30 protein-coding genes are annotated in these 24,305 nt (G+C 45.3%); 19 read left to right on the top strand and 11 right to left on the bottom strand.

Annotated features, from left to right (window positions below; all coding sequences use genetic code 11):
• Positions 1-147 precede the first annotated feature (147 nt).
• Both ACTS60_RS03975 and ACTS60_RS03970 read left to right on the top strand, forming a co-directional pair.
• Positions 148-546, top strand: coding sequence for a DUF2061 domain-containing protein (locus ACTS60_RS03975; RefSeq protein ID WP_038884572.1), 399 nt, complete (start codon positions 148-150; stop codon positions 544-546).
• Between the two features lie 115 nt (positions 547-661).
• A complete protein-coding gene (locus ACTS60_RS03970; protein WP_081641177.1) occupies positions 662-1,567 on the top strand; it encodes a bifunctional helix-turn-helix transcriptional regulator/GNAT family N-acetyltransferase in 906 nt (301 codons plus the stop codon).
• A gap of 16 nt (positions 1,568-1,583) precedes the next feature.
• Here the strand turns inward: ACTS60_RS03970 and ACTS60_RS03965 are convergent, their stop codons facing one another.
• A complete protein-coding gene (locus tag ACTS60_RS03965) occupies positions 1,584-2,384 on the bottom strand; it encodes a glycosyl hydrolase 2 galactose-binding domain-containing protein (protein WP_440887219.1) in 801 nt (266 codons plus the stop codon).
• 149 nt (positions 2,385-2,533) lie between these two features.
• Complete coding sequence (rraB, locus tag ACTS60_RS03960; protein ID WP_005432867.1) at positions 2,534-2,950, bottom strand: ribonuclease E inhibitor RraB; 417 nt, start codon at positions 2,948-2,950, stop codon at positions 2,534-2,536.
• Between the two features lie 584 nt (positions 2,951-3,534).
• Here rraB and arcA point away from each other — a divergent pair.
• The 6 genes from arcA to ACTS60_RS03930 all read left to right on the top strand — a co-directional run bounded on the left by arcA (position 3,535) and on the right by ACTS60_RS03930 (position 8,165).
• A complete protein-coding gene (gene arcA / locus ACTS60_RS03955) occupies positions 3,535-4,755 on the top strand; it encodes an arginine deiminase (protein ID WP_010450398.1) in 1,221 nt (406 codons plus the stop codon).
• Positions 4,756-4,912: 157 nt separating this feature from the next.
• Complete coding sequence (locus ACTS60_RS03950) at positions 4,913-5,917, top strand: ornithine carbamoyltransferase (RefSeq protein ID WP_440887218.1); 1,005 nt, start codon at positions 4,913-4,915, stop codon at positions 5,915-5,917.
• Positions 5,918-6,016: 99 nt separating this feature from the next.
• Positions 6,017-6,112, top strand: coding sequence for an aspartate carbamoyltransferase (locus tag ACTS60_RS03945; protein WP_440887217.1), 96 nt, complete (start codon positions 6,017-6,019; stop codon positions 6,110-6,112).
• A 90-nt stretch (positions 6,113-6,202) separates the two neighbouring features.
• Positions 6,203-7,132: an aspartate carbamoyltransferase gene (pyrB, locus tag ACTS60_RS03940; RefSeq protein ID WP_440887216.1), complete on the top strand. Its 930-nt coding sequence runs from the start codon at positions 6,203-6,205 to the stop codon at positions 7,130-7,132.
• A gap of 17 nt (positions 7,133-7,149) precedes the next feature.
• Positions 7,150-7,611 (top strand): aspartate carbamoyltransferase regulatory subunit, encoded by a 462-nt coding sequence (pyrI, locus tag ACTS60_RS03935; protein WP_440887215.1) that lies wholly within the window; start codon positions 7,150-7,152, stop codon positions 7,609-7,611.
• 164 nt (positions 7,612-7,775) lie between these two features.
• The gene (locus ACTS60_RS03930; RefSeq protein WP_005432832.1) at positions 7,776-8,165 is read left to right on the top strand and encodes a RidA family protein; all 390 of its coding nucleotides are present in this window, start codon (positions 7,776-7,778) and stop codon (positions 8,163-8,165) included.
• Between the two features lie 85 nt (positions 8,166-8,250).
• Here the strand turns inward: ACTS60_RS03930 and ACTS60_RS03925 are convergent, their stop codons facing one another.
• The 8 genes from ACTS60_RS03925 to mlaF form a co-directional block, all read right to left on the bottom strand.
• A complete protein-coding gene (locus tag ACTS60_RS03925; protein ID WP_440887214.1) occupies positions 8,251-8,976 on the bottom strand; it encodes a 1-acylglycerol-3-phosphate O-acyltransferase in 726 nt (241 codons plus the stop codon).
• A gap of 147 nt (positions 8,977-9,123) precedes the next feature.
• A complete protein-coding gene (gene murA / locus ACTS60_RS03920; RefSeq protein WP_440887213.1) occupies positions 9,124-10,389 on the bottom strand; it encodes a UDP-N-acetylglucosamine 1-carboxyvinyltransferase in 1,266 nt (421 codons plus the stop codon).
• An 8-nt stretch (positions 10,390-10,397) separates the two neighbouring features.
• Positions 10,398-10,652 (bottom strand): BolA family iron metabolism protein IbaG, encoded by a 255-nt coding sequence (gene ibaG, locus ACTS60_RS03915; RefSeq protein ID WP_010450413.1) that lies wholly within the window; start codon positions 10,650-10,652, stop codon positions 10,398-10,400.
• A 3-nt stretch (positions 10,653-10,655) separates the two neighbouring features.
• On the bottom strand, positions 10,656-10,964 hold the full coding sequence (locus ACTS60_RS03910; RefSeq protein ID WP_440887212.1) for an STAS domain-containing protein: 309 nt from the start codon (positions 10,962-10,964) through the stop codon (positions 10,656-10,658).
• Entirely contained in the window at positions 10,964-11,602 is a 639-nt protein-coding gene (gene mlaC, locus ACTS60_RS03905; protein ID WP_440887211.1) for a phospholipid-binding protein MlaC, read from the bottom strand. Before mlaC ends, ACTS60_RS03910 begins: the two co-directional genes overlap by 1 nt.
• A 3-nt stretch (positions 11,603-11,605) precedes the next feature.
• A complete protein-coding gene (gene mlaD / locus ACTS60_RS03900) occupies positions 11,606-12,094 on the bottom strand; it encodes an outer membrane lipid asymmetry maintenance protein MlaD (protein WP_440887210.1) in 489 nt (162 codons plus the stop codon).
• Between the two features lie 2 nt (positions 12,095-12,096).
• Positions 12,097-12,888, bottom strand: a complete 792-nt coding sequence (mlaE, locus tag ACTS60_RS03895; RefSeq protein WP_440887209.1) for a lipid asymmetry maintenance ABC transporter permease subunit MlaE — start codon at positions 12,886-12,888, stop codon at positions 12,097-12,099.
• Positions 12,878-13,681 carry a phospholipid ABC transporter ATP-binding protein MlaF gene (gene mlaF, locus ACTS60_RS03890; RefSeq protein ID WP_440887208.1) on the bottom strand — a complete coding sequence of 268 codons (804 nt, stop codon included), beginning with the start codon at positions 13,679-13,681 and terminating at the stop codon, positions 12,878-12,880. Before mlaF ends, mlaE begins: the two co-directional genes overlap by 11 nt.
• A gap of 409 nt (positions 13,682-14,090) precedes the next feature.
• Between mlaF and ACTS60_RS03885 the strand changes: the two genes are divergently transcribed.
• The 11 genes from ACTS60_RS03885 (at position 14,091) to mgtE (ending at position 22,873) form a co-directional block, all read left to right on the top strand.
• Positions 14,091-15,056 carry a calcium/sodium antiporter gene (locus tag ACTS60_RS03885; RefSeq protein ID WP_440887207.1) on the top strand — a complete coding sequence of 322 codons (966 nt, stop codon included), beginning with the start codon at positions 14,091-14,093 and terminating at the stop codon, positions 15,054-15,056.
• Positions 15,057-15,091: 35 nt separating this feature from the next.
• Complete coding sequence (gene kdsD / locus ACTS60_RS03880; RefSeq protein ID WP_440887206.1) at positions 15,092-16,063, top strand: arabinose-5-phosphate isomerase KdsD; 972 nt, start codon at positions 15,092-15,094, stop codon at positions 16,061-16,063.
• An 86-nt stretch (positions 16,064-16,149) separates the two neighbouring features.
• On the top strand, positions 16,150-16,713 hold the full coding sequence (gene lptC, locus ACTS60_RS03875; RefSeq protein WP_440887205.1) for an LPS export ABC transporter periplasmic protein LptC: 564 nt from the start codon (positions 16,150-16,152) through the stop codon (positions 16,711-16,713).
• The gene (gene lptA, locus ACTS60_RS03870; protein WP_088880342.1) at positions 16,694-17,188 is read left to right on the top strand and encodes a lipopolysaccharide transport periplasmic protein LptA; all 495 of its coding nucleotides are present in this window, start codon (positions 16,694-16,696) and stop codon (positions 17,186-17,188) included. Before lptC ends, lptA begins: the two co-directional genes overlap by 20 nt.
• A 1-nt stretch (position 17,189) precedes the next feature.
• Positions 17,190-17,915, top strand: a complete 726-nt coding sequence (gene lptB, locus ACTS60_RS03865; RefSeq protein ID WP_088880341.1) for an LPS export ABC transporter ATP-binding protein — start codon at positions 17,190-17,192, stop codon at positions 17,913-17,915.
• 50 nt (positions 17,916-17,965) lie between these two features.
• Positions 17,966-19,435 (top strand): RNA polymerase factor sigma-54, encoded by a 1,470-nt coding sequence (locus ACTS60_RS03860; RefSeq protein ID WP_440887204.1) that lies wholly within the window; start codon positions 17,966-17,968, stop codon positions 19,433-19,435.
• Positions 19,436-19,459: 24 nt separating this feature from the next.
• On the top strand, positions 19,460-19,747 hold the full coding sequence (hpf, locus tag ACTS60_RS03855; protein ID WP_010450437.1) for a ribosome hibernation promoting factor: 288 nt from the start codon (positions 19,460-19,462) through the stop codon (positions 19,745-19,747).
• 2 nt (positions 19,748-19,749) lie between these two features.
• Positions 19,750-20,196: a PTS IIA-like nitrogen regulatory protein PtsN gene (gene ptsN, locus ACTS60_RS03850; protein ID WP_010450439.1), complete on the top strand. Its 447-nt coding sequence runs from the start codon at positions 19,750-19,752 to the stop codon at positions 20,194-20,196.
• Positions 20,197-20,210: 14 nt separating this feature from the next.
• Positions 20,211-21,074: an RNase adapter RapZ gene (gene rapZ / locus ACTS60_RS03845; protein ID WP_440887203.1), complete on the top strand. Its 864-nt coding sequence runs from the start codon at positions 20,211-20,213 to the stop codon at positions 21,072-21,074.
• A 2-nt stretch (positions 21,075-21,076) separates the two neighbouring features.
• Complete coding sequence (locus tag ACTS60_RS03840) at positions 21,077-21,352, top strand: HPr family phosphocarrier protein (RefSeq protein ID WP_440887202.1); 276 nt, start codon at positions 21,077-21,079, stop codon at positions 21,350-21,352.
• 165 nt (positions 21,353-21,517) lie between these two features.
• Entirely contained in the window at positions 21,518-22,873 is a 1,356-nt protein-coding gene (gene mgtE / locus ACTS60_RS03835; RefSeq protein ID WP_440887201.1) for a magnesium transporter, read from the top strand.
• 83 nt (positions 22,874-22,956) lie between these two features.
• Here mgtE and pmbA read toward each other — a convergent pair whose 3' ends face one another.
• The gene (pmbA, locus tag ACTS60_RS03830; protein ID WP_440887200.1) at positions 22,957-24,300 is read right to left on the bottom strand and encodes a metalloprotease PmbA; all 1,344 of its coding nucleotides are present in this window, start codon (positions 24,298-24,300) and stop codon (positions 22,957-22,959) included.
• Positions 24,301-24,305: the final 5 nt, after the last annotated feature.

Genomic DNA, 24,305 nt, shown 5'->3' with positions numbered 1-24,305 from the left:
TTTCAAAGATATTCACTCTTCTCCCCTAGTCTCCCTCCTATTTAATAGTTTTTACCTATCAAACTAATCTTAACTGCCCATTAGATTTAATGATAATAATTCTCAATAATAGACCTATCGAAACAACACAACGATTGAGTAATTATCATGAAAAAGACACTAACCTTTGCAGCACTCCATTTTACTATCGCGTTTAGTGTCGCTTACGTGCTTACTGGCGACATTCTAATTGGTAGTTTAATTGCCATGATTGAGCCTTCAGTGAACACCGTCGCTTTCTACTTTCATGAAAAGGCATGGGCAAAAGTCCCAGCGCTTAAAGCTCGTCAGTGGATGACCAAATTAAAAACCGCAAGCTTTGCCACTATCCACTTCAGTGTTGCTTTTACCGTGGTTTACTTGCTAACAGGTGATGCGTTTGTCGGCGGTATTATGGCGATGCTAGAGCCTAGCTTGAACACTGTGGCTTACTACTTCCACGAGAAAGTGTGGATGCGTAAATCAGATAGTCAAGCCCCACAATTTTGCCTACACCAACACGCTTAAACATGGAAGCTCAATACGCCTCCTAACAAGCAAAATGACATTTACCATTGACAAAGTTGCGCACCGCAATTAATTTAATTGCGGTGCGCAACTTTATTTTTAAGGGTAAGTGATAATGAACGCTCGTCAACTCCGACACTATTCCCGCCAAGCCGTCCGATTGCTTGGTCTGCTCGATAAACAATGCGGCGATGTCGCGCTCACTCCAGTGCAAGCGCACGCGTTAGGTGAAATCCAATTGCAGCCGTTGACCATCAATCAACTGGCACAGCAGCTTAATGTCGACAAATCCAATGCAAGCCGAACCGTTACCGGGCTGATCAAATTAGGTCTGGTTGAGAGTATCGAAAACCCAAAAGACAAACGCAGCCAACTCGCAGGGCTTACAGAACAAGGTCAGCAGGCATTATCGCAACTAGACCAACAACAAAACCGCTTCTTTGAACAACTGCTTACCCAACTCGATGACAGCGAGCAAGAGCAACTCAAACTTGGTCTAGAGGCCTACCTAAAAGGGCTAACAAAAGTGTGTCAGGCAGAGGAATACGTTCTTCGACCTCTTACCAAAGCAGATAACTCGCAAGTTGCAGACGTAATTCGTAAAGTCTCTGCAGAATACGGTTTAACCGCAGACAAAGGTTATGGTGTGGCTGATCCAACACTGGATGACATGTACTCGGTTTACGACCAACAAGGTGCTGCGTACTGGGTGGTAGAATACCAAGGCGAGATTGTGGGCGGCGGCGGCTTTGCACCTTTAGCTGGTGAGCCAAATGTGTGTGAGCTGCAAAAGATGTACTTCTTACCTCAAACACGAGGGCACGGTTTAGCCAAACGCATCGTAGCATTGAGCTTACAACTGGCGAAACAGTTTGGGTATCAGCAGTGCTATTTAGAAACAACCGAATGTCTGAGAGAAGCGGTAGGCTTGTATGAAAAGCTAGGCTTTGAGCATCTCGATGCCCCGCTAGGACAAACAGGGCATGATGCATGTGAAGTCGTGATGCTTAAAACGTTATAGCGCTTTATCCCCAAACCTAAAGTACAAGGTGGGTAACACAGAGCTCTTGGCTAAGTGCCACAGTAAACGCTTGGCGTTGCCCATCCAACTCCACCACGAGTTCGTAGAGATCTTTTGGATCGGGATCGTTAACATCGGCATACTTCGGCGCTTCGATCTGGAATAAAACACTCGCATGATCCGCTCGAACATCAATAGGAATATGATAGGTCATGCCATTAAACTTAACCGAAGCAGAAACTAGACCCGGTGCGAAAGTTTGGTAATAAAGGTCAACTTTAAACTCGCAGCCGCCACCATGGTGCCAGATCTGCTCCGTTGCCACGCGCTCTAAGCGCACATTACGGATAAACTGCAGATACGGCACTTGCCATACCCCCAAGCGCTCATCACTCTTTTTGTATTCGTGATCCGCAAGTGAACATAACTCTGGCTTATCCTCATCCAGCAGAAGATCTTCTTCTTCCTCAAGGAACAGGACCTCAAAACGGTTACGCCCCATCTGCATGAACGGACGAATGTCTTTTTTGTACACGCTTTGTGAACCATCACAGTCGAACAATGCAACTCCGTTCAAACGCACTTCAGCGTGGTAATCCACACCACCCAACACCATTTCTACCGCTGGAAATGCCATCATGGATTCGTCCACCTCAATGTCATGCATCAAGTGCCACTCTTGCTGACGAATTGCTTCTTCTGTCAGTTCAGCAGGCAATACCTGACTCAAAGGCGCAGGGAAAGTGATGTCATCCTGTGGGATAGAAAGGTCTGTCAGTGGAGAGACTTGCCATAAACCGGCGAGTGAGAGTTGCATATACACCTTGAGCTAGATCAATTTTCACGCATTATAGAGATAATAAGCACACAAACTCAATGAGAATAATTTATCGTCATCTTCGGTTATCATTTTCAAGGCACAAAAAAGCCAGCGATAAACGCTGGCTTCTTAGAATAATAAGAGAATTACTCTTCGTCTTCATCATCTTCTTCAGGGTAAAGCGCATCTTCGCCTTCGTAGTAAGTACCCCAACCGTCGTAGATGATGTCGTATTTTTCTGCAAGATGAACCAATTTCTCAACCTGTGCATCAATTGCTTCTGCGTTTAGTGCAGATTCCATTGTTGCATCACAGCAAAGTAGTTTGTTGCCATCTTCATCTTCTGTTTCTTCTGCTTCAAGAACTTCAAAGCCCATCTTAAACGCTTCAACAACCGCTTTCTCTAGTGTATCAAAGTCTTCAGCAAATAGGTGGTGCTCGATTTCGTATAGTGAATCTGGATCGCTGCCATCTTCTAGCAATGCTGCAATGATATCGCGAGTCTCTTCCTTTTGAATCTCAATTAATTCTTCTACTGATAGATATTCATCTTCGTGAGACATGTTTTGGCTCCAGATTAGTTACTTGATGGAAACACTATACTCTAAACTGAGTACGTTAATGCGGTGAAATATGGCACGGATTGCGATGAAAAGCCACAAACAAACACCAAACTACGGTGATTCTTGATGATAATTTTGACTCGCAAATCGAAACCCCGCTCACAGAAACAAAAAATTAACAAAAACGGGTAATCTTTAATATTCAGAAGATCCTAATTGAGCCTTAAACGAGTAATTTTAGACTTGTTTGCGTGTTTATGATCTTGGAGTGAATACAGTGACAGCTTGGTTACTCTGGCCTAACGAATAAAGAAAAGCTAAAAACTGCATATTTCAGAATGGTTATGCACGTTTTATGCACTATTGATGTACCCTCTCTTCACCAAACTAAAAAGAATAAAAACGCACTTTCTAAAAGCTATGAATGAACTGCAAAATATAGAATTAAAATACACCCAATTAAAATTAACAAAATATAAAGCTAAAAAATAAGATTTTTGCAAAATATAAGCAAACCAAAGGAACTTGCATCTTAGCACCAAGCTTGTCATAACTAATGGCTGGAATATTTGTAAGGATACAAAATGAGCAAGCTGTACGTTGGATCAGAAGTAGGTCAACTTAGACGAGTTCTATTAAATCGCCCAGAGCGTGCCCTCACCCACTTAACACCATCAAACTGCCATGAATTACTATTTGATGACGTATTGGCTGTCGAAGCTGCAGGTGAAGAACACGATGCATTCGCTCGAACTCTAAGTGAGCAAGGTGTTGAGGTGTTACTGCTTCATGATCTACTGGTCGAAACCCTTGCGGTTCCAGAAGCAAAACAATGGTTGTTAAACACTCAGATTTCTGACTTCCGTTACGGTCCGACTTTCGCTCGCGACCTGCGCCAGTACTTCGCAGAGATGGACGATGAACACCTGGCCAGCATTCTTCTTGGCGGATTGGCTTACTCGGAACTGCCAATCAAATCTTCATCGATGCTACCGAAAATGAAGCGTTCTCTAGACTTCGTTATCGAACCTTTACCTAACCACCTATTCACTCGCGATACTTCATGCTGGGTTTACGGTGGTGTATCACTCAACCCAATGATGATGCCTGCACGTCAGCGCGAAACCAACCACCTGCGCGCGATTTACCGTTGGCACCCAACCTTTGCTGGGCAAAACTTCATAAACTACTTTGGCGATGAAGACCAACACTACGACAATGCCAACGTTGAAGGCGGTGATGTTCTGGTTATCGGTAAGGGTGCGGTTCTGATTGGCATGTCTGAGCGTACAACTCCACAGGGTGTAGAAAACCTAGCGGCGAGCCTATTCAAATCCGGTCAGGCGAAAGAAGTCATTGCCATTGACCTACCGAAACACCGTTCATGCATGCACCTTGATACGGTAATGACGCATATGGATGTCGATACTTTCTCGGTATACCCAGAGATCATGCGTAAAGACTTAGACACATGGCGCCTAACACCAAAAGGCAATGGGGAAATGCATGTCGAAGCATCACACAACTATCTGCACGCAATTGAATCGGCACTGGGGTTGGACCAACTGAAGATCATTACCACTGGTGGTGACAGCTATGAAGCTGAGCGTGAGCAATGGAACGATGCCAACAACGTACTAACAGTGAAACCTGGTGTTGTGATTGGTTACGAACGTAACGTCTACACTAACGAAAAGTATGACAAAGCTGGCATTGAAGTCCTGACCATACCAGGTAACGAACTTGGCCGAGGTCGTGGTGGTGCACGCTGTATGAGCTGCCCAATCGAGCGTGACGATATTTGAGAAATCTCTCTCACCAAATAAAACCAATAAAGACTAAGGTTGATGTGAATGCATCAACCTTTTTTTGTTTTATTTGAAAATAATTATTCACATATATAGCATTTTCATGCTTTAATGGCTTTATTACTTATCAACCAAACGACCTAAAGGACGAGCTATGGCTTTCAATCTACATCATCGCAACTTTTTGAAGCTATTGGATTTCTCCACAAAAGAAATTCTCTTTTTGCTCGAACTGTCTGCTGAGCTAAAAAAAGCTAAATATGCAGGGACAGAGCAGAAGAAACTTCAAGGCAAAAACATTGCACTAATCTTTGAGAAATCTTCTACTCGTACCCGATGTGCGTTTGAAGTCGCTGCTTTTGATCAAGGCGCTCAAGTCTCTTACATCGGTCCTTCTGGCTCACAGATCGGTCATAAAGAATCGATGAAAGACACCGCTCGCGTTCTTGGTCGTATGTACGATGGCATCGAATACCGCGGCTTTGGTCAATCCATTGTTGAGGAGCTTGGTACTTATGCTGGTGTACCTGTCTGGAATGGCTTGACTGATGAGTTTCATCCTACACAAATACTGGCGGATTTCCTGACCATGCAAGAGCACGGACGTGGTAAACAACTGCATGAGATGACCTTTGCCTATCTGGGTGATGCACGTAACAACATGGGCAACTCTCTCATGGTCGGAGCCGCCAAAGTCGGCATGGATATTCGTCTCGTGGCACCAAAAACGTTCTGGCCAGAAGAAGAATTAGTCGCGACTTGCCAAGCGATTGCTCAACAAACCGGTGCGAAAATCACGCTTACCGAGAACGTTGAAGAAGGGGTAAAAGGTTGTGATTTCCTCTACACCGATGTTTGGGTATCCATGGGCGAGCCTGCCGATGCTTGGGATGAGCGTGTTGCACTGATGACACCTTACCAAATTAACATGGACGTGATTAAGCAAACGGGCAACCCTCATGTGAAGTTCATGCACTGCCTACCCGCTTTCCACAACGACGAGACTACCGTAGGCAAAGAAGTGGCAGAGAAATACGGCATGAATGGTTTAGAGGTGACAGAAGAAGTGTTTGAATCAGAATACTCAATCGTGTTTGACGAAGCTGAGAACCGAATGCACACCATCAAAGCCGTGATGGTAGCGACACTAGGTAGCTAAACCAAAGCATTAGATATTGTGACAAAAACCATGATGTAATCGCTTGCGCTCACGAAAGTTAAGCGTATAATGCTCGGCAATTTGTCTGAGGATTACGAAATGACCAAGCTGATTGCTGACGTAAAAACGCGATTTGCTCTAACTAAGCGACTACGCTTACGTGCGGTTATTTTTGTTAATTCTATTGAATTTTAAAACCTCCCCATTTGGGGAGGTTTTTTTATGTCCAAAATTCCATCACGGTGAATTTTGGGGATAGTCACCACTGTTATAGGGAAGAAGATCATGGCGAACTCGCTTTATCAGAAGCACATCATCTCTATTCCAGAGCTTTCACGTGAAGAGCTGGAACTGATTGTAGAAACTGCAAGTCAGCTAAAAAAAGAACCTCGTCCAGAGCTGATTAAAAACAAGGTTGTTGCTAGTTGTTTCTTTGAGCCATCAACACGTACTCGCTTGTCTTTTGAAACGGCGATTCAACGAATTGGCGGCGATGTTATTGGCTTTGATAATGATGGTAATACCTCTTTAGCGAAAAAAGGCGAGACACTGTCTGACTCAGTGCAAGTTATCTCTTCTTACGTCGATGCATTTGTGATGCGCCATCCTCAAGAAGGAGCAGCACGTCTAGCATCCGAATTCTCTAACGGTGTGCCTGTAATTAACGCTGGTGACGGCGCAAACCAGCACCCAACGCAAACCCTACTTGACCTATATACTATTGCTGAAACACAAGGTCGCCTAGATAACCTAAACGTCGCCTTTGTTGGTGACCTGAAATACGGCCGCACGGTGCACTCGTTGACGCAAGCACTGGCAAAGTTCAACAATATTCGTTTCTTCTTCGTTGCCCCAGAAGCCCTCGCAATGCCTGATTACCTATGTGAGGAACTTGATGAAGCAGGTATTCAATACAGTTTACATACTGATATGGAGACTGTGATTCCTGAGCTAGATATCCTATACATGACGCGCGTGCAAAAAGAGCGCTTTGATGAATCGGAATACGCACACATCAAGTCTGCTTACATCCTAACTGCAGCACTATTAGAAGGCGCACGTGAGAACTTGAAAGTACTGCACCCACTTCCACGTGTGGATGAAATCACCACAGATGTCGATGCCACACCGCACGCCTACTATTTCCAACAAGCAGGAAACGGCGTGTACGCTCGCCAAGCGTTGTTGGCACTGGTTCTAAACGAAACACTGTAATCGAGGGAGAAAAAGACATGGCTAAAGAAACTCAATTGCAGGTTGAAGCAATCAAAAACGGTACGGTTATTGACCACATTCCAGCACAAATTGGTATCAAAGTGCTGAAGCTTTTCGACATGCACAACTCTTCTCAGCGCGTAACTATCGGTCTGAACTTGCCTTCTTCGGCTCTGGGTCACAAAGACCTACTGAAGATTGAAAACGTGTTTATCAATGAAGAGCAGGCAAGCAAGCTTGCACTTTACGCACCACATGCAACCGTAAATCAAATCGAAAATTACGAAGTGGTGAAGAAGCTTGCACTAGAACTGCCTGAGCGAATCAACAACGTATTTGAGTGTCCGAATAGCAACTGTATTTCGCACAACGAGCCTGTTGCAAGCAGCTTCCAGGTGTTCGAGAAGAAGGAAGAAATTCGTTTGAAGTGTAAGTACTGTGAAAAAGTCTTCGCACGTGAGATCGTCACAGAACGTTAATTTTTGGGCTTCGATGTTGATAACAATAAATTGACCAATACCCCGCTAATGCGGGGTATTTTGCTCTTTACGAGCTTTATATTTAAAGGCACACTGCTTACTCTTAGAAATCTCAAAATACTTGAGTAAACCCTATATTCCCCTAAATAGATGGAACAATTCAAATGACGAAAGTACTTCACACTGAGTCTGCACCAGCAGCAATCGGTCCTTACGTTCAAGGCGTAGATCTAGGTAACATGGTTCTTACTTCTGGCCAAATCCCGGTAAACCCAGCGACAGGTGAAGTGTCTGCCGACATCGCAGAGCAAGCTCGTCAATCTCTAGAAAACGTAAAAGCTGTAGTTGAAGCGTCAGGCCTTAAAGTAACAGACATCGTTAAAATGACAGTATTCGTGAAAGACCTAAACGACTTCGGTACAGTGAATGAAGTTTACGGTAAGTTCTTCGATGAACACGAAGTTGCAAACTACCCTGCTCGTTCTTGTGTAGAAGTTGCTCGTCTACCTAAAGATGTTGGCATCGAGATTGAAGCAATCGCAGTTCGCAAATAATTGCACTTGCTAACAAGCATAAAAAAACGGGTAGCTCAGGCTACCCGTTTTTTATTGTCTTTTTGCTGCGGTATCGCAGTAAGGCTTAAGCTGCGTTGCGCTGTTTCACTTCTTCATCCAACGCTTCTAGCTTCTCTTTCATTTGCTCACGACAGCTGTTCGCCAGCTCACGGACACTCTCTTTACCGTAGCCCTCAGAGCTTACTGGCGGCAGCATCTCAATGATTACATGTCCGTTATTCCAACGGTTTAACTTAATATGGTCCGTCGAACTACATACGATTGGAATGATTGGTACTTGTGCACCAATAGCCGCATGAAACGCACCAGTCTTAAATGGCAGCAAACCACGGCCACGAGAGCGAGTACCTTCTGGGAACATCCATATTGAAACATCACTGTTCTTGATGCTATCCACAACTTGGTCAATGGTACCTTTCGCTTTAGAACGATTCGCACGGTCGATCAGAATATTACCAGTTAACCAGTAAAGCTGACCAAATAGAGGCATCCACGCCAAACTCTTTTTACCTACGGTAACCACTTTTGGTGTAACCGCTGAAGACACGGTGAAAAGGTCCCAGTTGTTTTGGTGGTTTGCAATATAAACATGCTGACCACGCGAATAGGCATCTTCTGGAATTCGTAGCTCAAGCTTGATGCCAAATACGCGCGACATCTTGCCGAATAGACGACCGAAGGTGAAAACGTGCTTAGGGTTTCGAGGGCTTAGTAGGCAGTAACCACAACCACCAATAAACATCACAATTGCGAAAATTGCGACAGCAAATACACGTAACAGTGCAATCATTGTTGTTCTCCAAGAACCGGCTTTACGCCAGCTACAGCTATTATTGTCTCTTTTGACATAGTCATGAACTATGCAAGAAAGCGCGATACAAAAAAGCCGAAACCAACGTTTCGGCTCTCTTCATATCCAAGTCACCTGCACCGCAGTTTAACTTGCCTCGCTCACTCGCTCAATATTTGCGCCAAGTGCAGCCAGTTTATTTTCGATTTTGTCGTAACCACGATCGATGTGGTAGATACGATCAACGATGGTTTCGCCTTTCGCGATACAACCTGCAATCACCAAACTTGCCGAAGCTCGTAGGTCAGTTGCCATTACTTGCGCACCGCTTAGTGAATCAACATCACCACAGATAACAGTGTTGCCTTCGATTTCCGCCTTCGCGCCCATACGCATCAGTTCTGGTACGTGCATAAAACGATTTTCAAAGATCGTTTCTGTGATTACGCCGCCGCCTTTCGCCATCATGTTCAATAGCGTGAATTGTGCCTGCATATCAGTCGGGAAGCCAGGGTGTGGAGCGGTACGAACGCTCACGGCTTTCAGTTCGCGATCGGTCATATCAACAGAAATCCAGTCATCGCCAGTTTCTACCAATGCGCCCGCTTCTTCTAGCTTAGCCAGTACTGCTTCTAGAAGATGTGCATTTGTGTTGCGACATACCACTTTACCGCCAGACACCGCGGCTGCGACTAGGAAAGTACCGGTTTCAATACGGTCAGCAACGACGTTGTGCTTACCGCCACCTAGACGCTCAACGCCCTCGATAGTGATGGTATCAGTACCCGCACCAGAGATTTTCGCGCCTAGCGTGTTTAGGAAGTCTGCTGTATCAACGATTTCAGGTTCACGTGCTGCGTTGTCTAGCGTTGTTGTGCCCTCAGCAAGTGCTGCTGCACACATGATAGTGATGGTTGCACCAACACTCACTTTATCCATCACAATGTGGGCACCCTTTAGGCGACCATCAACTTCTGCTTTAACGTAACCATCTTCTAGTGTGATGGTTGCACCAAGCTGCTCTAGACCTGTGATATGTAGATCCACAGGACGAGCACCAATCGCACAACCGCCAGGTAGAGAAACTTGACCTTTGCCAAAGCGAGCCACCAATGGGCCAAGTGCCCAAATTGATGCACGCATGGTTTTCACCAAGTCGTAAGGCGCACAGTACTCATTAATACTGCTTGGATCGACATGAACGGAACCATTACGACTTACTTTCGCGCCCAAACGCTTTAGTAGCTCCATGGTTGTGTCGATATCACGAAGGTGTGGTACGTTTGCCACTTCTACAGGCTCTTCAGCCAAAATTGACGCAAATAAAATCGGCAGTGCTGCGTTTTTTGCACCTGAAATAGTCACTTCACCAACCAGCGGTTGATCTGACCCAATAACTCGAAACTTTTCCATTATAAACCTTACAGCGACATTAGCTTTTTATCACGAGCCCACTCATCTGGAGTGAACGCTTTAATCGATAGTGCGTGAATGTCGTTACGCTGGATGTAATCCATCAGAGGACCGTAAATTAACTGCTGCTTCTTAACGCGGCTCATTCCATCGAAACAAGCATCAACAGCAACCACCTCATAATGGCTACCTTCACCTTTTACATGCACTTCTTGAAGGTTTAGTGCTTCTTCTAATAGCTGTTGTACTTTTGCGCTATCCACAATTTACCCCTGATAATTCTGTATGTGTTTTGCCACTAAGGATTCAACATTACTTAGTTGAAACAAAGTGCGCAGTTGCGCTGGCACGAAACTCAGCATTATATGACAGTTTTGCTTTTTTGCATGCTCTAATAAGTGGATTAACATCACCATTCCTGCAGAGTCGACACGCTCTATATCTAATAAAGAGCACTCTAGTTCAGTTTGGGATGGCTGCCACTTCTGTGCCTCAGCCCAAAGAGCCGGAACGGTATCACGATCCAAGGCTCCTGTAAGTTTAAGAATACCTGCCTGTAAATGCCACTGTTCCATTACTTTGCAGCCTCAAAGCGAATCGGTTGTTCCGCCAGCTTTTCTAAATCTTTTGCAACTGCGAGAATACCATCTTGACGAATTTTAGTATTCCATTCCGACTGCTTGCTCGATAGTAAGCTAATACCTTCAGCAACCATATCAAATGCTAACCACTCGCCGGTCTTCTTATCTTTACGCAGTTTGAACTCAAGCTTAATGTTAGGACGTGGAGCATCGATAATATCCACTTTAATGCTCGTGATGCGTTTAGATGAATCCAGCTTTGGTTCTGGGCCAAATGCTATCTGTTGATCAGAATATTGCGTTAGCACTTGCGCATAAGACGTCACTAAGTACGCACGGAATGCTTTGATGAACTCCCCTACGTCTTCACGCTTTGCCCCTTTTAAGTTCGGGCCAAGCAGTTTCAATGCCGCGTAGCGATCGTTAACGTAAGGCATCAGCTCTTCTTCAACAATGGTTTTTAGCAAGTTAGGATCTTGTTTGATCTTCGGCTGTTCAGCCTTAAGGCGTTCAAACGTCACTTCCGCCACTTGCCTCATCATTTGGTATGGCTGTGTTTTATCTACTTCCGCAGCCACTGCACCAAAGGCAGTAAACGCCGCTATGAATGAAAGTAATAGTCTAGAAAACATGGGTTATTCCTTACTCGTGTCACCAGAACCACCAATGCTATATAGAACCTGGCCAATAAGATCTTCCAGAACTAATGCAGATTTGGTGTCTTCGATGGTGTCGCCATCAACAAGCATTTCTTCATCGTCAAAAACAAAGCCCGGTACCAAGCCAATGTACTGTTCACCAATCAATCCCGATGTCAAGATTTGCACACTAGAGGTTTCTGGGAACTGGTTGTATTGACTGTTAACCGACAAGCTCACTACTGGTAATAGGCTATCAGGGTTAAGTGTTATGTTACTTACACGGCCGATAACAACACCACCAACTTTCACCGGAGAACGAACTTTCAAACTACCAATATTGTCGAACTCGGCTTTCAGGGTATAAGTATTGCCAGAGCCAATGCTTTTTACGTCAGCAACCTGAAAAATCATCACAAGAATCGCGCAAATTCCCGCTAATACAAAGCTGCCAACCCATAATTCTGTTTTACGTGTTTGTTGCATGATTAATTCCCAAACATCAATGCGGTCAGTACAAAGTCTAATCCCAGTACTGCTAAAGAAGAATGCACTACAGTGCGCGTGGTTGCTCGGCTAATCCCTTCCGAAGTAGGAATAGCGTCATAGCCATTAAATAGAGCGATCCAGGTAACGGTAATAGCAAACACGATACACTTGATCATGCTGTTACCGATGTCTTGGCCCAATTCAACCGAAGACTGCATCGCAGCCCAGAAACTACCGTGGTCTACGCCTTTCCAATCTACGCCAACAAGCTGAGCGCCCCAAATTCCCACAGCCATAAAGATCATAGCAAGTAGAGGCATTGAAATAGCCCCCGCCCAAAAGCGTGGCGCTATCACTCGTTTCAGCGGATCAACCGCCATCATTTCCAAGCTCGATAACTGCTCAGTGGCTTTCATCAAGCCGATTTCTGCCGTTAATGCTGAACCAGCACGACCAGCAAACAACAGCGCAGTAACAACGGGGCCAAGTTCACGTAGCAGCGACAAAGCCACCATCTGACCAAGGCTACCTTCGGCACCGTAGTCCACCAGCACGACATAACCTTGTAAGCTAAGCACCATACCAATAAACAAGCCAGACACCACGATAATAGCCAGTGACTGAACCCCAACCGAATAAAGTTGTTTAACGAGTAAAGGGAAATTTCGAACCGGCTGAGGTCGCGTTATCAACGCCCCAATGAGCATCAATGTTGCGCGGCCAAATGCCTCACAGATCGCTAAAGTGCGTCTCCCTATAGAGGCAACAAATTGAGTAAAGTTATCGAACATCAAATAGGTCCTTTTCGATACTTTGAGCTGGGAAGCGGAATGGTACTGGCCCATCGGCCTCACCTTGCAAGAATTGCTGTACGCGAGGGTCCGGATTGTCTCTCAACTCTTGTGGTGTACCAAATGCAATCACTTTGCCGTCGGCCATCAAGTAAACCCAATCGGCAATGCTCATCACTTCGGGCACATCATGAGAAACAATGATTGAGGTCACACCTAGCGCTCGATTTAAATTACTGATCAGCTCAACAAGCACACCCATGGTTATTGGATCCTGACCAACAAAAGGTTCATCGTACATGATAAGGTCAGGGTCGAGAGCTATCGCGCGGGCTAATGCTGCACGGCGAGCCATACCACCAGAGAGCTCACTTGGCTTTAACTCAGCAGCCCCTCGTAATCCTACCGCTTCAAGCTTTAGCAACACCATGGTTCGGATTAGTTCTTCGGGGAGCTCTGTATGTTCACGCAAAGGAAACGCGACATTATCGAAAACATTCAAATCAGTAAACAGAGCGCCTGATTGAAACAACATACTCATCTTTTTACGAGCATGGTATAACTTCTTGCGAGACAAGCTAGGGATGTTGTCACCATCAAACCAAATCTCGCCCTGTTCTGGGTATAACTGGCCACCAATCAAACGCAATAGAGTCGTTTTACCAATTCCAGATGGTCCCATAATTGCGGTAATTTTCCCTTTCGGGATATGTAACTCAATGCCATCGAAAATCCTACGCTCTCCTCGCGAGAAGGTAAGATTGTTCACGGTAACTAAATCATCGTTTGGCATAGCATTTTTTCTCTTACTCATAGGTAAAGACAATCAGTAAAGTATACCCATTGCTCCAATAGCTACTCATTTCAGCCAACTGACTTGGCAATAAAAATCATTTGAATACGACTCAAGCTTGTCATCATAAGCAGATCGGCAGTGGATTAAAAGTGAATTAAAAGCACTGTTCAATTAAAGAAAACCATAAAAATTCTTAGAATTCTCAAAAGAGCACACTTTTTCTGGCCTAGAGCGGTTTAGAGTTGCCCTACACTCGGTTGCATTCTTTACATTCTTGATTGAGCAACAATTAAACACAAATTCGTTACTAACTTTTAATTTATGCATTGTTTATCTTCCATTTTTGGCCGCAAAAGGTCAAAATTAGCGGTTACTCATTTTGCTTATTTATTACTTAGGAATCATCATGCTCGAAGCCGTTGCGTTGCTTATCGTCGGTCTTGTTTTACTTGTTTGGAGTGCAGATAAGTTAGTTTTTGGCTCCGCTGCTCTGGCCCGCAACGTCGGTATTTCACCTCTAGTGATCGGCATGACCATTCTAGCGATGGGCTCTTCCGCACCAGAAATGATGGTTTCTGCAACCGCAGCATGGGACGGAAAAACCGATACAGCGGTAGGTAACGTGCTAGGTTCCAACATCGCTAACATTGCTTTGATCCTAGGTATTACTGCGATTATCAAACCACTTTCTATAAGCTCTGCCGTGATTCGCCGTGAACTGCCTTTGATGATAGCAGTTACTGTGCTTGCTGGTATTTTGCTATGGGATAGCCACTTAGGTTTCTACGAAGGGGTACTGTTATTTGTACTATTCGGAGCTTTCTTGTTTGCCATGTTGCAAATTAGCCGTAAGGAACAAAAAGCAGGTGATGCGTTTATTGAAGAGCAAGAGTCTGAAGTACCCGAAGGCGTAAGCAACCCTAAAGCGGTAATGTGGGTGGTGATTGGCCTGATACTGCTTCCTTTGGCAGCGAGTCTGTTAGTGGATAATGCCGTTATCATCGCGAAGTACTTCGGTATGAGTGACCTTGTTATTGGTCTAACCATCATTGCGATTGGCACTAGCCTTCCAGAGCTAGCGGCGTCTCTTGCTGGTGTGCTTAAAGGCGAAGACGATATGGCGGTGGGCAATATCATCGGCTCAAATGTATTCAATATTCTGGCGGTAATGGGGCTACCTGGCATTATTAATCCGTCGATGTTGAGCGAATACGCAATGGGTCGTGATTTCTGGGTGATGCTAGGGGTATCTCTCCTTCTTGTGGCAATGTGCCTCGGTAAGTCACGCAGCATCAACCGTCTTGAAGGTTCAATTCTGTTTGTCTGTTTCTTGGGTTACCAAGTTTACCTATTCGCAAACATGGCCGCTTAATAACAAAATAAATAAACACAAATTGGAGCTCTGATATGTCCACTCAATTTGATTTTCGCGCTGCAGCTAAACAAGTACTCGATATCGAAGTGAAAGCACTACAACAGCTAGATCAATACTTCGATGCGCAGTTTGAGCAAGCTTGCGAATTGATTCTTTCCAATAACGGTAAGGTTGTCGTGATGGGTATGGGCAAGTCAGGTCACATTGGAAACAAGATTGCCGCTACGCTTGCAAGTACTGGTACTTCTGCGTTTTTCGTTCATCCTGGTGAAGCAGCACATGGTGATCTCGGAATGATCAGCGCAGGCGATATTGTTCTTGCGATTTCAAATTCAGGTGAGTCCCATGAGATTTTGTCTCTTTTCCCAGTGTTGAAACGCCTGAACATTAAGATCATCAGCATGACAGGTAAGCCAGAATCTAATATGGCGAAGCTGTCCGATCTTCACTTGCAAATTACGGTACCAAAAGAAGCGTGTCCACTTGGGCTTGCGCCAACCAGTAGCACTACCGCGACTTTGGTTATGGGGGATGCACTAGCAGTCGCCCTACTTCAGGCTCGTGGGTTTTCAGCGGAAGACTTCGCGCTGTCCCACCCAGGTGGCGCATTGGGAAGAAAACTGTTGCTGAAACTGTCTGATATCATGCACTTTGGAAATTCTCTGCCAAAAGTTTCACCAGACGCACTGATTCGTGATGCCTTACTCGAGATTTCCGAAAAAGGCTTAGGAATGACGGCTATCGTTGATGAGCACGATGCTATGCTTGGAATATTCACTGATGGTGATTTACGTCGCACGTTAGACAAGCGCATTGATATTCATACAACTGCGATTGGTGACGTGATGACTAGAAACCCAACCACAGCGAATCCAGAAATGCTTGCAGTGGAAGGTTTAAACTTAATGCAAGATAAGAACATCAATGCTTTGATCTTATGTGAAGACAACAAAATTGTTGGTGCTCTGAATATGCATGATTTGTTAAAAGCAGGTGTCATGTAATCAGTACTTATTGTGCTGAATACTGCACCCTATTAAATAAGGCAATAGTCAGGGAAGTACTGAGCTAAATTATAGGCCTTTATTATATGAGTTTTACTCGCCTCATTTATTTGCTGTTGTTGTTTGTAGTGGCCTGGTGTGGATACTATTTGCTGTCAGCAGAACAAAGTGACCAGATTCAAGTTGCTCCAAATTTGGAGCTCCCGATGTTTAGTGGCTCGGGGTTAGAAAATACCACTTATGCAGAAAATGGCGTACGTAGTTACGTTATTCGTTCGAGCAGTCTTGACCACTATGCGAAAAGCGGTGATACCATTTTTGAAAAACCAGAGTTAATGGTTTACCGAGAAGGTAGTGTCATCGAATGGAAAGTAACAGCCAAACGAGCGGTGCTCGATGAAGATCAAGTTCTGACTCTGTATGACAAAGTACTCATGCAAAACCTCTTGCCCGAGGCCAGCTTTGACACCATGGCAACAGATAAGATGGTCATTAACCTTAATAACCGAGATTTTAAAGCCGAACAACAAGTATTGTTGGTTGGTCCACAATTTGAAACTACCGGAGGCGCAATGCAAGGCAATTTGAAAATGCACACTGCGACTCTTTCAGAACAAGTTCAAGGTCGATATGAAACCATTACACCTTAGCCTATTAGCATTGGTTTTAGCAGCGCCTCAAGCGCTTGCTCTTAAGTCGGATACTCAGCAGCCGGTTTACATTAATTCAGACACTCAACAAGTGGATATGAAGAGTAACCAGGTGATTTTTAAAGGTGATGTATCTCTAAAGCAAGGCAGTATTAACATAGAAGCAGATCGAATCGTAGTAACACGCGACTCGAAAACAGAAGCGATCAAACAGATCCAAGCATTTGGTAAACCGGCGACATTTTCACAGTTAATGGACGACGGTAAAACGCTAAGTGGTCAAGCAACTCAATTGGACTATCACATCTCAACCGATGAGCTGACCATGAAAGGACAAGCACAGCTTGCTCAAGATGGTAATACCATTAAAGGTTCTTCTATTCGTTATCAAATTGGCCAGCAAAAACTGGTAGCTGATAGCTCTAAGAACGAGCGTGTAACCACTATCCTGCAACCGAACCAAATCGAGAACTGATATGGCAGTACTGAGCGCAAAGAACCTCGCGAAAAGTTACAAGAAGCGCAAGGTTGTGACTGATGTGAGCCTAGAAGTAGAATCGGGCCAAATTGTTGGTCTGTTAGGGCCAAACGGTGCCGGTAAAACCACATCATTTTACATGATTGTAGGCTTGGTGCCTCGTGATGAAGGTATCATCACTATCGATGACCAAGATATTAGTATTCTACCTATGCATAGCCGTTCTCGTATGGGTATCGGTTACTTACCACAAGAAGCATCTATCTTTCGTAAGCTATCTGTTGAAGACAATATCATGGCCGTTCTTGAGACTCGCCAAGAGTTAACGCGAGAAGAGCGCCAAGACAAACTGGAAGATTTATTGGAAGAATTCCACATACAGCACATACGAAACAGTGCTGGTATGGCACTATCAGGTGGTGAACGACGCCGTGTAGAGATAGCTCGAGCGTTGGCCGCTAACCCTCAGTTTATATTGTTGGATGAACCGTTTGCAGGTGTAGACCCAATTTCGGTAAACGACATCAAGAAAATCATCGAACACTTGCGTGACCGTGGCCTAGGCGTATTAATCACAGACCACAACGTACGTGAAACCTTAGACGTGTGTGAAAAAGCCTATATCGTAAGCCAAGGTCACCTCATCGCTTCAGGGACTCCGGACGAAGTTCTCAATAACGAGCAAGTGAAACAAGTTTATCTCGGCGAACAATTCCGTCTATGATTACATTAGGAACGGTAAGATTCTGAGCATTACAAGGTAAGTAACACTGAATGAAACCTTCATTACAACTCAAGCTAGGTCAACAGTTAGCCATGACGCCACAACTGCAGCAAGCGATTCGCCTGTTGCAATTGTCGACGCTCGATCTTCAGCAAGAAATTCAAGAAGCTCTGGATTCGAACCCACTTCTGGAAGTTGAAGAAGGCCACGAAGAACCTCAAGCGAACGGTGAAGACAAGTCGGCACTTGATACGGCTGACAGCAACAGTGCAAATGAAGCCTCAGAGCCCGAACTTCCTGACAGTTCAGATGTGATAGAGAAATCTGAAATCAGTTCTGAGCTCGAAATAGATACCACTTGGGATGATGTTTATAGTGCTAACACAGGCAGTACCGGACTTGCTCTTGATGATGATATGCCGGTGTACCAAGGCGAGACCACTGAATCCCTACATGACTACCTCATGTGGCAATTGGATTTAACCCCTTTCAGTGAAACCGACCGTACCATCGCCCTAGCGATCATTGATGCCATCGACGACTACGGTTACCTAACTCTTTCTCCAGAAGAAATCCATGAAAGCTTCGACAACGAAGAAATAGAATTAGACGAAGTAGAAGCGGTACGTAAGCGTATCCAACAATTTGACCCACTTGGTGTAGCCTCTCGCAACCTGCAAGAATGCTTGCTACTGCAACTGGCGACCTTCCCTGAAGACACGCCGTGGCTCGCTGAAGCAAAAATGGTGTTAAGCGATCATATCGACCACCTTGGTAATCGCGACTACAAGCTTGTAATCAAAGAAACTAGGCTTAAAGAAGCTGACCTGCGTGAAGTATTGAAGTTGATTCAACAACTTGACCCTCGCCCTGGTAGCCGTATCACACCCGATGACACTGAATACGTCATTCCGGATGTATCCGTATTTAAAGATCATGGTAAGTGGACTGTATCCATAAACCCTGACAGCATTCCGAAACTAAAAGTAAATCAACAATATGCGCAACTAGGCAAAGGCAACAGTGCGGATAGCCAGTACATTCGCAGCAATTTGCAAGAGGCAAAGTGGTTAATTAAGAGCCTAGAAAGCAGAAACGAGACGCTTCTCAAAGTTGCAAGATGTATTGTTGAACATCAACAAGATTTCTTCGAGTATGGTGAAGAAGCCATGAAACCAATGGTACTTAACGATGTAGCATTGGATGTGGATATGCATGAGTCAACGATCTCTCGTGTGACTACACAGAAGTTTATGCATACCCCACGTGGTATTTTTGAATTGAAGTACTTCTTCTCTAGTCATGTTAGTACAGACAATGGTGGAGAATGTTCGTCCACAGCAATTCGTGCTCTCATTAAAAAACTGGTCGCAGCGGAAAATACCGCTAAACCATTGAGTGATAGCAAAATTGCTGCTCTTCTGGCTGACCAAGGGATTCAAGTCGCAAGACGTACGATTGCGAAGTATCGTGAATCCTTGGGTATCGCCCCTTCAAGTCAGCGTAAACGCCTACTTTAAGGCACCAACTGAAAAGGAAAGTCTATGCAAATCAATATTCAAGGCCATCACGTTGATCTTACCGATTCAATGCAAGACTATGTTCAATCTAAGTTTCAGAAGCTCGAAAGGTTCTTCGACCACATCAATCAAGTACAGGTTGTACTAAAAGTTGAAAAACTCAACCAAATAGCGGAAGCTACGCTCCACATAAATCAGGGCGAAATCCACGCGTCATCGAACGACGAAAATATGTATGCAGCAATTGATTCGCTGGTGGATAAATTAGTTCGTCAACTTAACAAGCACAAAGAAAAACTAAACAGTCATTAATCATGCAACTGAGCGAGATACTGTCATTGGACTGCACCAAAAGTGCAGTCCATTGTACAAGTAAGAAACGTGCCCTAGAGATGATCAGCCAGATCGTCGCTGAAAATACGGGCCAAGATTCTACACAACTGTTTGAGTGTATGCTCAGCAGAGAGAAAATGGGAAGTACTGGTATCGGCAACGGTATTGCTATTCCTCACGCAAGAATGCAATCCAGCGACAAAGCTATTGCTGTTTTACTACAGTGTGACGAAGCAATTGAGTTTGACGCTATCGACAACCGACCTGTCGACCTTCTATTTGCACTCCTCGTGCCGGAAGAACAGTGCAAAGAGCACCTCAAAACACTTTCCTCTATGGCCGAGCGCCTAAGTGACAAGCAAGTACTCAAAATGCTACGTAAAGCTCAGAGTGACGAAGAGCTCTACGACATTATGATTCATCAGTAATTGAGACAATCACCATGCGATTAATCGTTGTTAGCGGGCACTCCGGTGCTGGGAAGAGTGTTGCCTTACGCGTACTTGAAGACTTAGGTTATTACTGCGTAGACAATCTACCGGTTAACTTACTTGATGCGTTTGTGAAATCTATCTCCGACAGTAAGCAGAACGTAGCGGTAAGCATCGATATTCGAAATATTCCGAAGAAGCTCAAAGAACTCAACACCACACTAGAAAAACTCAAAACTGAGTTAGACGTGACAGTGCTGTTCTTAGACGCGAATAAAGAAACCCTACTCAAACGCTACAGCGAAACCCGCCGAATTCATCCACTGTCGTTGGGCAGTCAGTCTTTATCACTAGATCAAGCCATTGAACTTGAGCATGACATCCTAATGCCGCTGAAAGCCCATGCCGACTTAGTGCTTAACAGCAGCGGGCAATCTCTGCATGACCTCAGCGAAACCGTGCGTATGCGCGTTGAAGGTCGAGAGCGTAAAGACTTGGTGATGGTGTTTGAATCATTTGGTTTCAAGTACGGCTTACCATCAGATGCGGATTACGTGTTCGATGTACGCTTCTTACCAAACCCGCACTGGGAGCCAGCACTACGTCCTCTTACTGGTTTGGATGCTCCAATCGGTGCGTTCTTAGAGCAGCACCAATCTGTTCTCGACCTGAAATATCAAATTGAAAGCTTCATTGAAACTTGGTTACCTCTGTTAGAGAAAAACAACCGTAGCTACCTTACCGTTGCGATTGGTTGTACCGGCGGTAAACATCGCTCAGTGTATCTCACACAAAAGATCGGTGAGTACTTTGCAGATAAAGGACATCAAGTACAAATTCGCCATACTTCTCTGGAAAAAAACGTTAAGGAATAACGGTGAAATTAAGTCGTAAGGTATTGATCCAAAACCGCTTAGGGCTTCATGCGCGCGCAGCGGTAAAACTGGTAGAATTGGCCCAAAGCTTCGATGCAGTGATCACCATCGATAACGAAGAAGACAAAACCGCGACCGCAGACAGCGTGATGGGCTTGTTGATGTTAGAATCTGCCCAAGGGCAATATGTAACTATCCACGCCACTGGCGACCAATCAGAGCAAGCCCTTGATGCGGTTTGTCATTTGATTGAGGATAGGTTTGATGAAGGCGAGTGATTCACTCGCTTTTTTATTTTTTATACCTGAATATTCCACACCTCTTCTCCTCTCACTTAAATCCCAATAAATAATTTTGCCGACTTTCATAAGTTGTTATTAAAAGGTGCCTAGAATTAAGTTATTATTCAAAGCATTGTAAATATCAGGAATTGGGAGGAATGAATGGCAGAGCAAATAGAATTCGACCAAGCTCACCAAGCCCTCCAAGAAGTCACAGAAGCACTAGAAAACGGCCGCTTCGTCCATGTTCGGCGTCAATTGCAGGACATGGAGCCTGAGGATATCGCCCACCTTTTAGAAGCCTCTCCGCGTAAAAGTCGTGAGGTTCTCTGGCAACTTACCGACCCAGAAGACTACGGTGAAATTCTTGACGAGTTAAACGAAGACGTTAAAGACAGTCTTGTGTCCAAAATGGCTCCTGAAGCGCTTGCTGAAGCGACAGAAGGCATGGACACCGATGACGTGGCTTACGTCCTGCGTAGCTTGCCTGACGACGTCTCACGTGAAGTTCTGTCCCAGATGGACACTGCCGATCGTCTGCGTGTGGAAACCGCCCTATCCTACCCTGAGGACACTGCGGGTGGGTTGATGAACACCGACGTAATCACCATTCGTGGCGACGTTGATGTGGATGTTGTCCTGCGTTATCTACGTATGAAAGGTGAACTTCCTGAAGCGACTGACGCACTGTATGTAATTGATGATGAAAGCAAACTGATTGGTGAACTACCTATCACGACGCTGATCACCACGCAGCCTGATGTCAAAGTCAGTGAAGTCATGGAAGATGCAGACGATGCGATTACTGTTGATACTAGTGACTCTGATGTGGCAAGCCTGTTTGAGCGTCGTAACTGGGTATCTGCTCCAGTGGTTGATGAAAACCAGCACCTTGTTGGTCGTATCACCATCGATGACGTGGTCGACGTTATCCGTGAAGACGCGGAACACTCGATGATGAGTATGGCGGGTATGGACGACGACGAAGATACCTTCGCTCCGGTAGTAAAATCCGCTCGCAAACGTAGTATTTGGCTGGGTGCCAACGTACTTGCCGCGCTAGCAGCAGCCTCTGTCTCCAACATGTTTGAAGCCACGCTCGATCAGATGGCTGCAATTGCCGTCTTAATGACGATTGTCCCTTCCATGGGTGGCGTTGCTGGTAACCAAACCGTTGCACTTGTGATCCGCGGCTTAGCCCTCGGTCACATAGGTGACTCCAACAAGCGTGAACTGTTGATGAAAGAAGCCGCCATCGGCTTGCTGAACGGCATCATGTGGGCACTGATCATCGGTGGCATCGTGGTTGCGTGGAAAGGCAACTGGATGCTTGGCGGAATTATCTCTGCGGCCATGTTAACCAACCTGTTTGTCGCAGGTGTTGCTGGTGTAACCATCCCTATTTTACTGAAAAAAATGAACATCGACCCAGCACTGGCTGGCGGTATGGCACTGACCACTGTGACTGACGTAATCGGTCTTTCAGTCTTCCTCGGTCTTGCTACCTTGGTGATTTAGTTTCTCTCGTGAGCTGCAGCTAACAAGCAATAAAAAAGCCTGATGAACACATCAGGCTTTTTTGCATCTAGCGGATAGTGAGATTACTCACCAGCAACCTTCATGGTATCCAACAAGATAGAACCCGTTTGGATTTGCGAACGTGTTTCTACGTCGCTACCCACAGCAACAATCTGGTTGAACATGTCTTTTAGGTTCCCCGCGATGGTAATCTCAGATACTGGATATTGGATTTCACCGTTCTCAACCCAGAAACCTGCTGCACCACGAGAGTAATCACCCGTCACAACGTTCACGCCTTGGCCCATGGTTTCTGTTACCAATAAACCAGTGCCCAGCTCCTTCAGCATCTGCTCGAAGTTCTGACCTGTCGACTTAACGTACCAGTTGTGAATACCACCAGCGTGACCGGTTGGCTCCATCTTCATTTTACGCGCTGCGTAGCTGGTCAGAAGGTAAGTTGCCAATACGCCATCAGTGATGATTTCACGATCTTGCGTGTAAACACCTTCACTATCAAATGGGCTTGAAGCCAAACCGCGTAAAACGTGTGGGCGCTCAGAAATGTTGAACCATTCAGGCAACACTTGCTTACCAAGGTGATCCAATAGGAAAGAAGACTTTCGGTACAGGTTGCCACCACTGATAGCCATGACTAGATGGCCAATCAAGCCCGTCGCCACGTCTGCAGCAAACATGACTGGGTACTTACCTGTCTTAAGTTTTTGTGCATCAAGGCGGCTAATGGTTTTCTCTGCAGCATTGCGACCAACAACTTCTGGAGACCAGAGGTCGTCACGGTGGCGAGCTACAGTGTAGCTGTAATCACGCTCCATTTCGCCGTTTTGACCCACACCAATCACACAACAACTGGTGCTGTGGCGGCTTGATGCGTAACTTGCTAGTAAGCCATGGCTGTTGCCATATACTTTCACGCCGTAGTGGCTGTCGTAGCTAGCACCATCACTTTGCTTAATCGCATCGCTGTAGCTTAGCGCTTCTTTTTCAGCGGCAATAGCCACTTGTGCAGCGTAGTCTGGATCAGGGGCGTCTGGGTGGAAAAGGTCTAAGTCTGGCACCTCTTTCACCATGTATTCTTTTGGAGCAGGACCTGCAAATGGGTCTTCTGATGTGTATTGAGCAATGTCTAATGCTGCTAATACAGTTTGCTCGATAGCAGCTTCGCTCAAATCAGATGTTGAAGCACTACCCTTACGTTGACCGCGGTACACGGTAATACCTAGTGCACCATCGCTGTTGAATTCAACATTCTCGACGTCACCCATACGAGTGGAAACACTCAACCCCGTGCTCTTCGTAATGGCAACTTCAGCAGCATCAGATTTTGCTGCGGCGATTTCTAGTGCACGTGAAACGGCTTGTTCTAGCTCGGTACGTTGCTCAGCAACCTGCTGTTTAATATCCATTGTCT

Source organism: Vibrio sp. WZ-1 (genome assembly GCF_052037695.1).
Classification (GTDB): Bacteria; Pseudomonadota; Gammaproteobacteria; order Enterobacterales; family Vibrionaceae; genus Vibrio.
The sequence above is the reverse complement of the archived record's forward strand: the minus strand, read 5'-3'. Positions and strand labels throughout refer to the sequence as shown.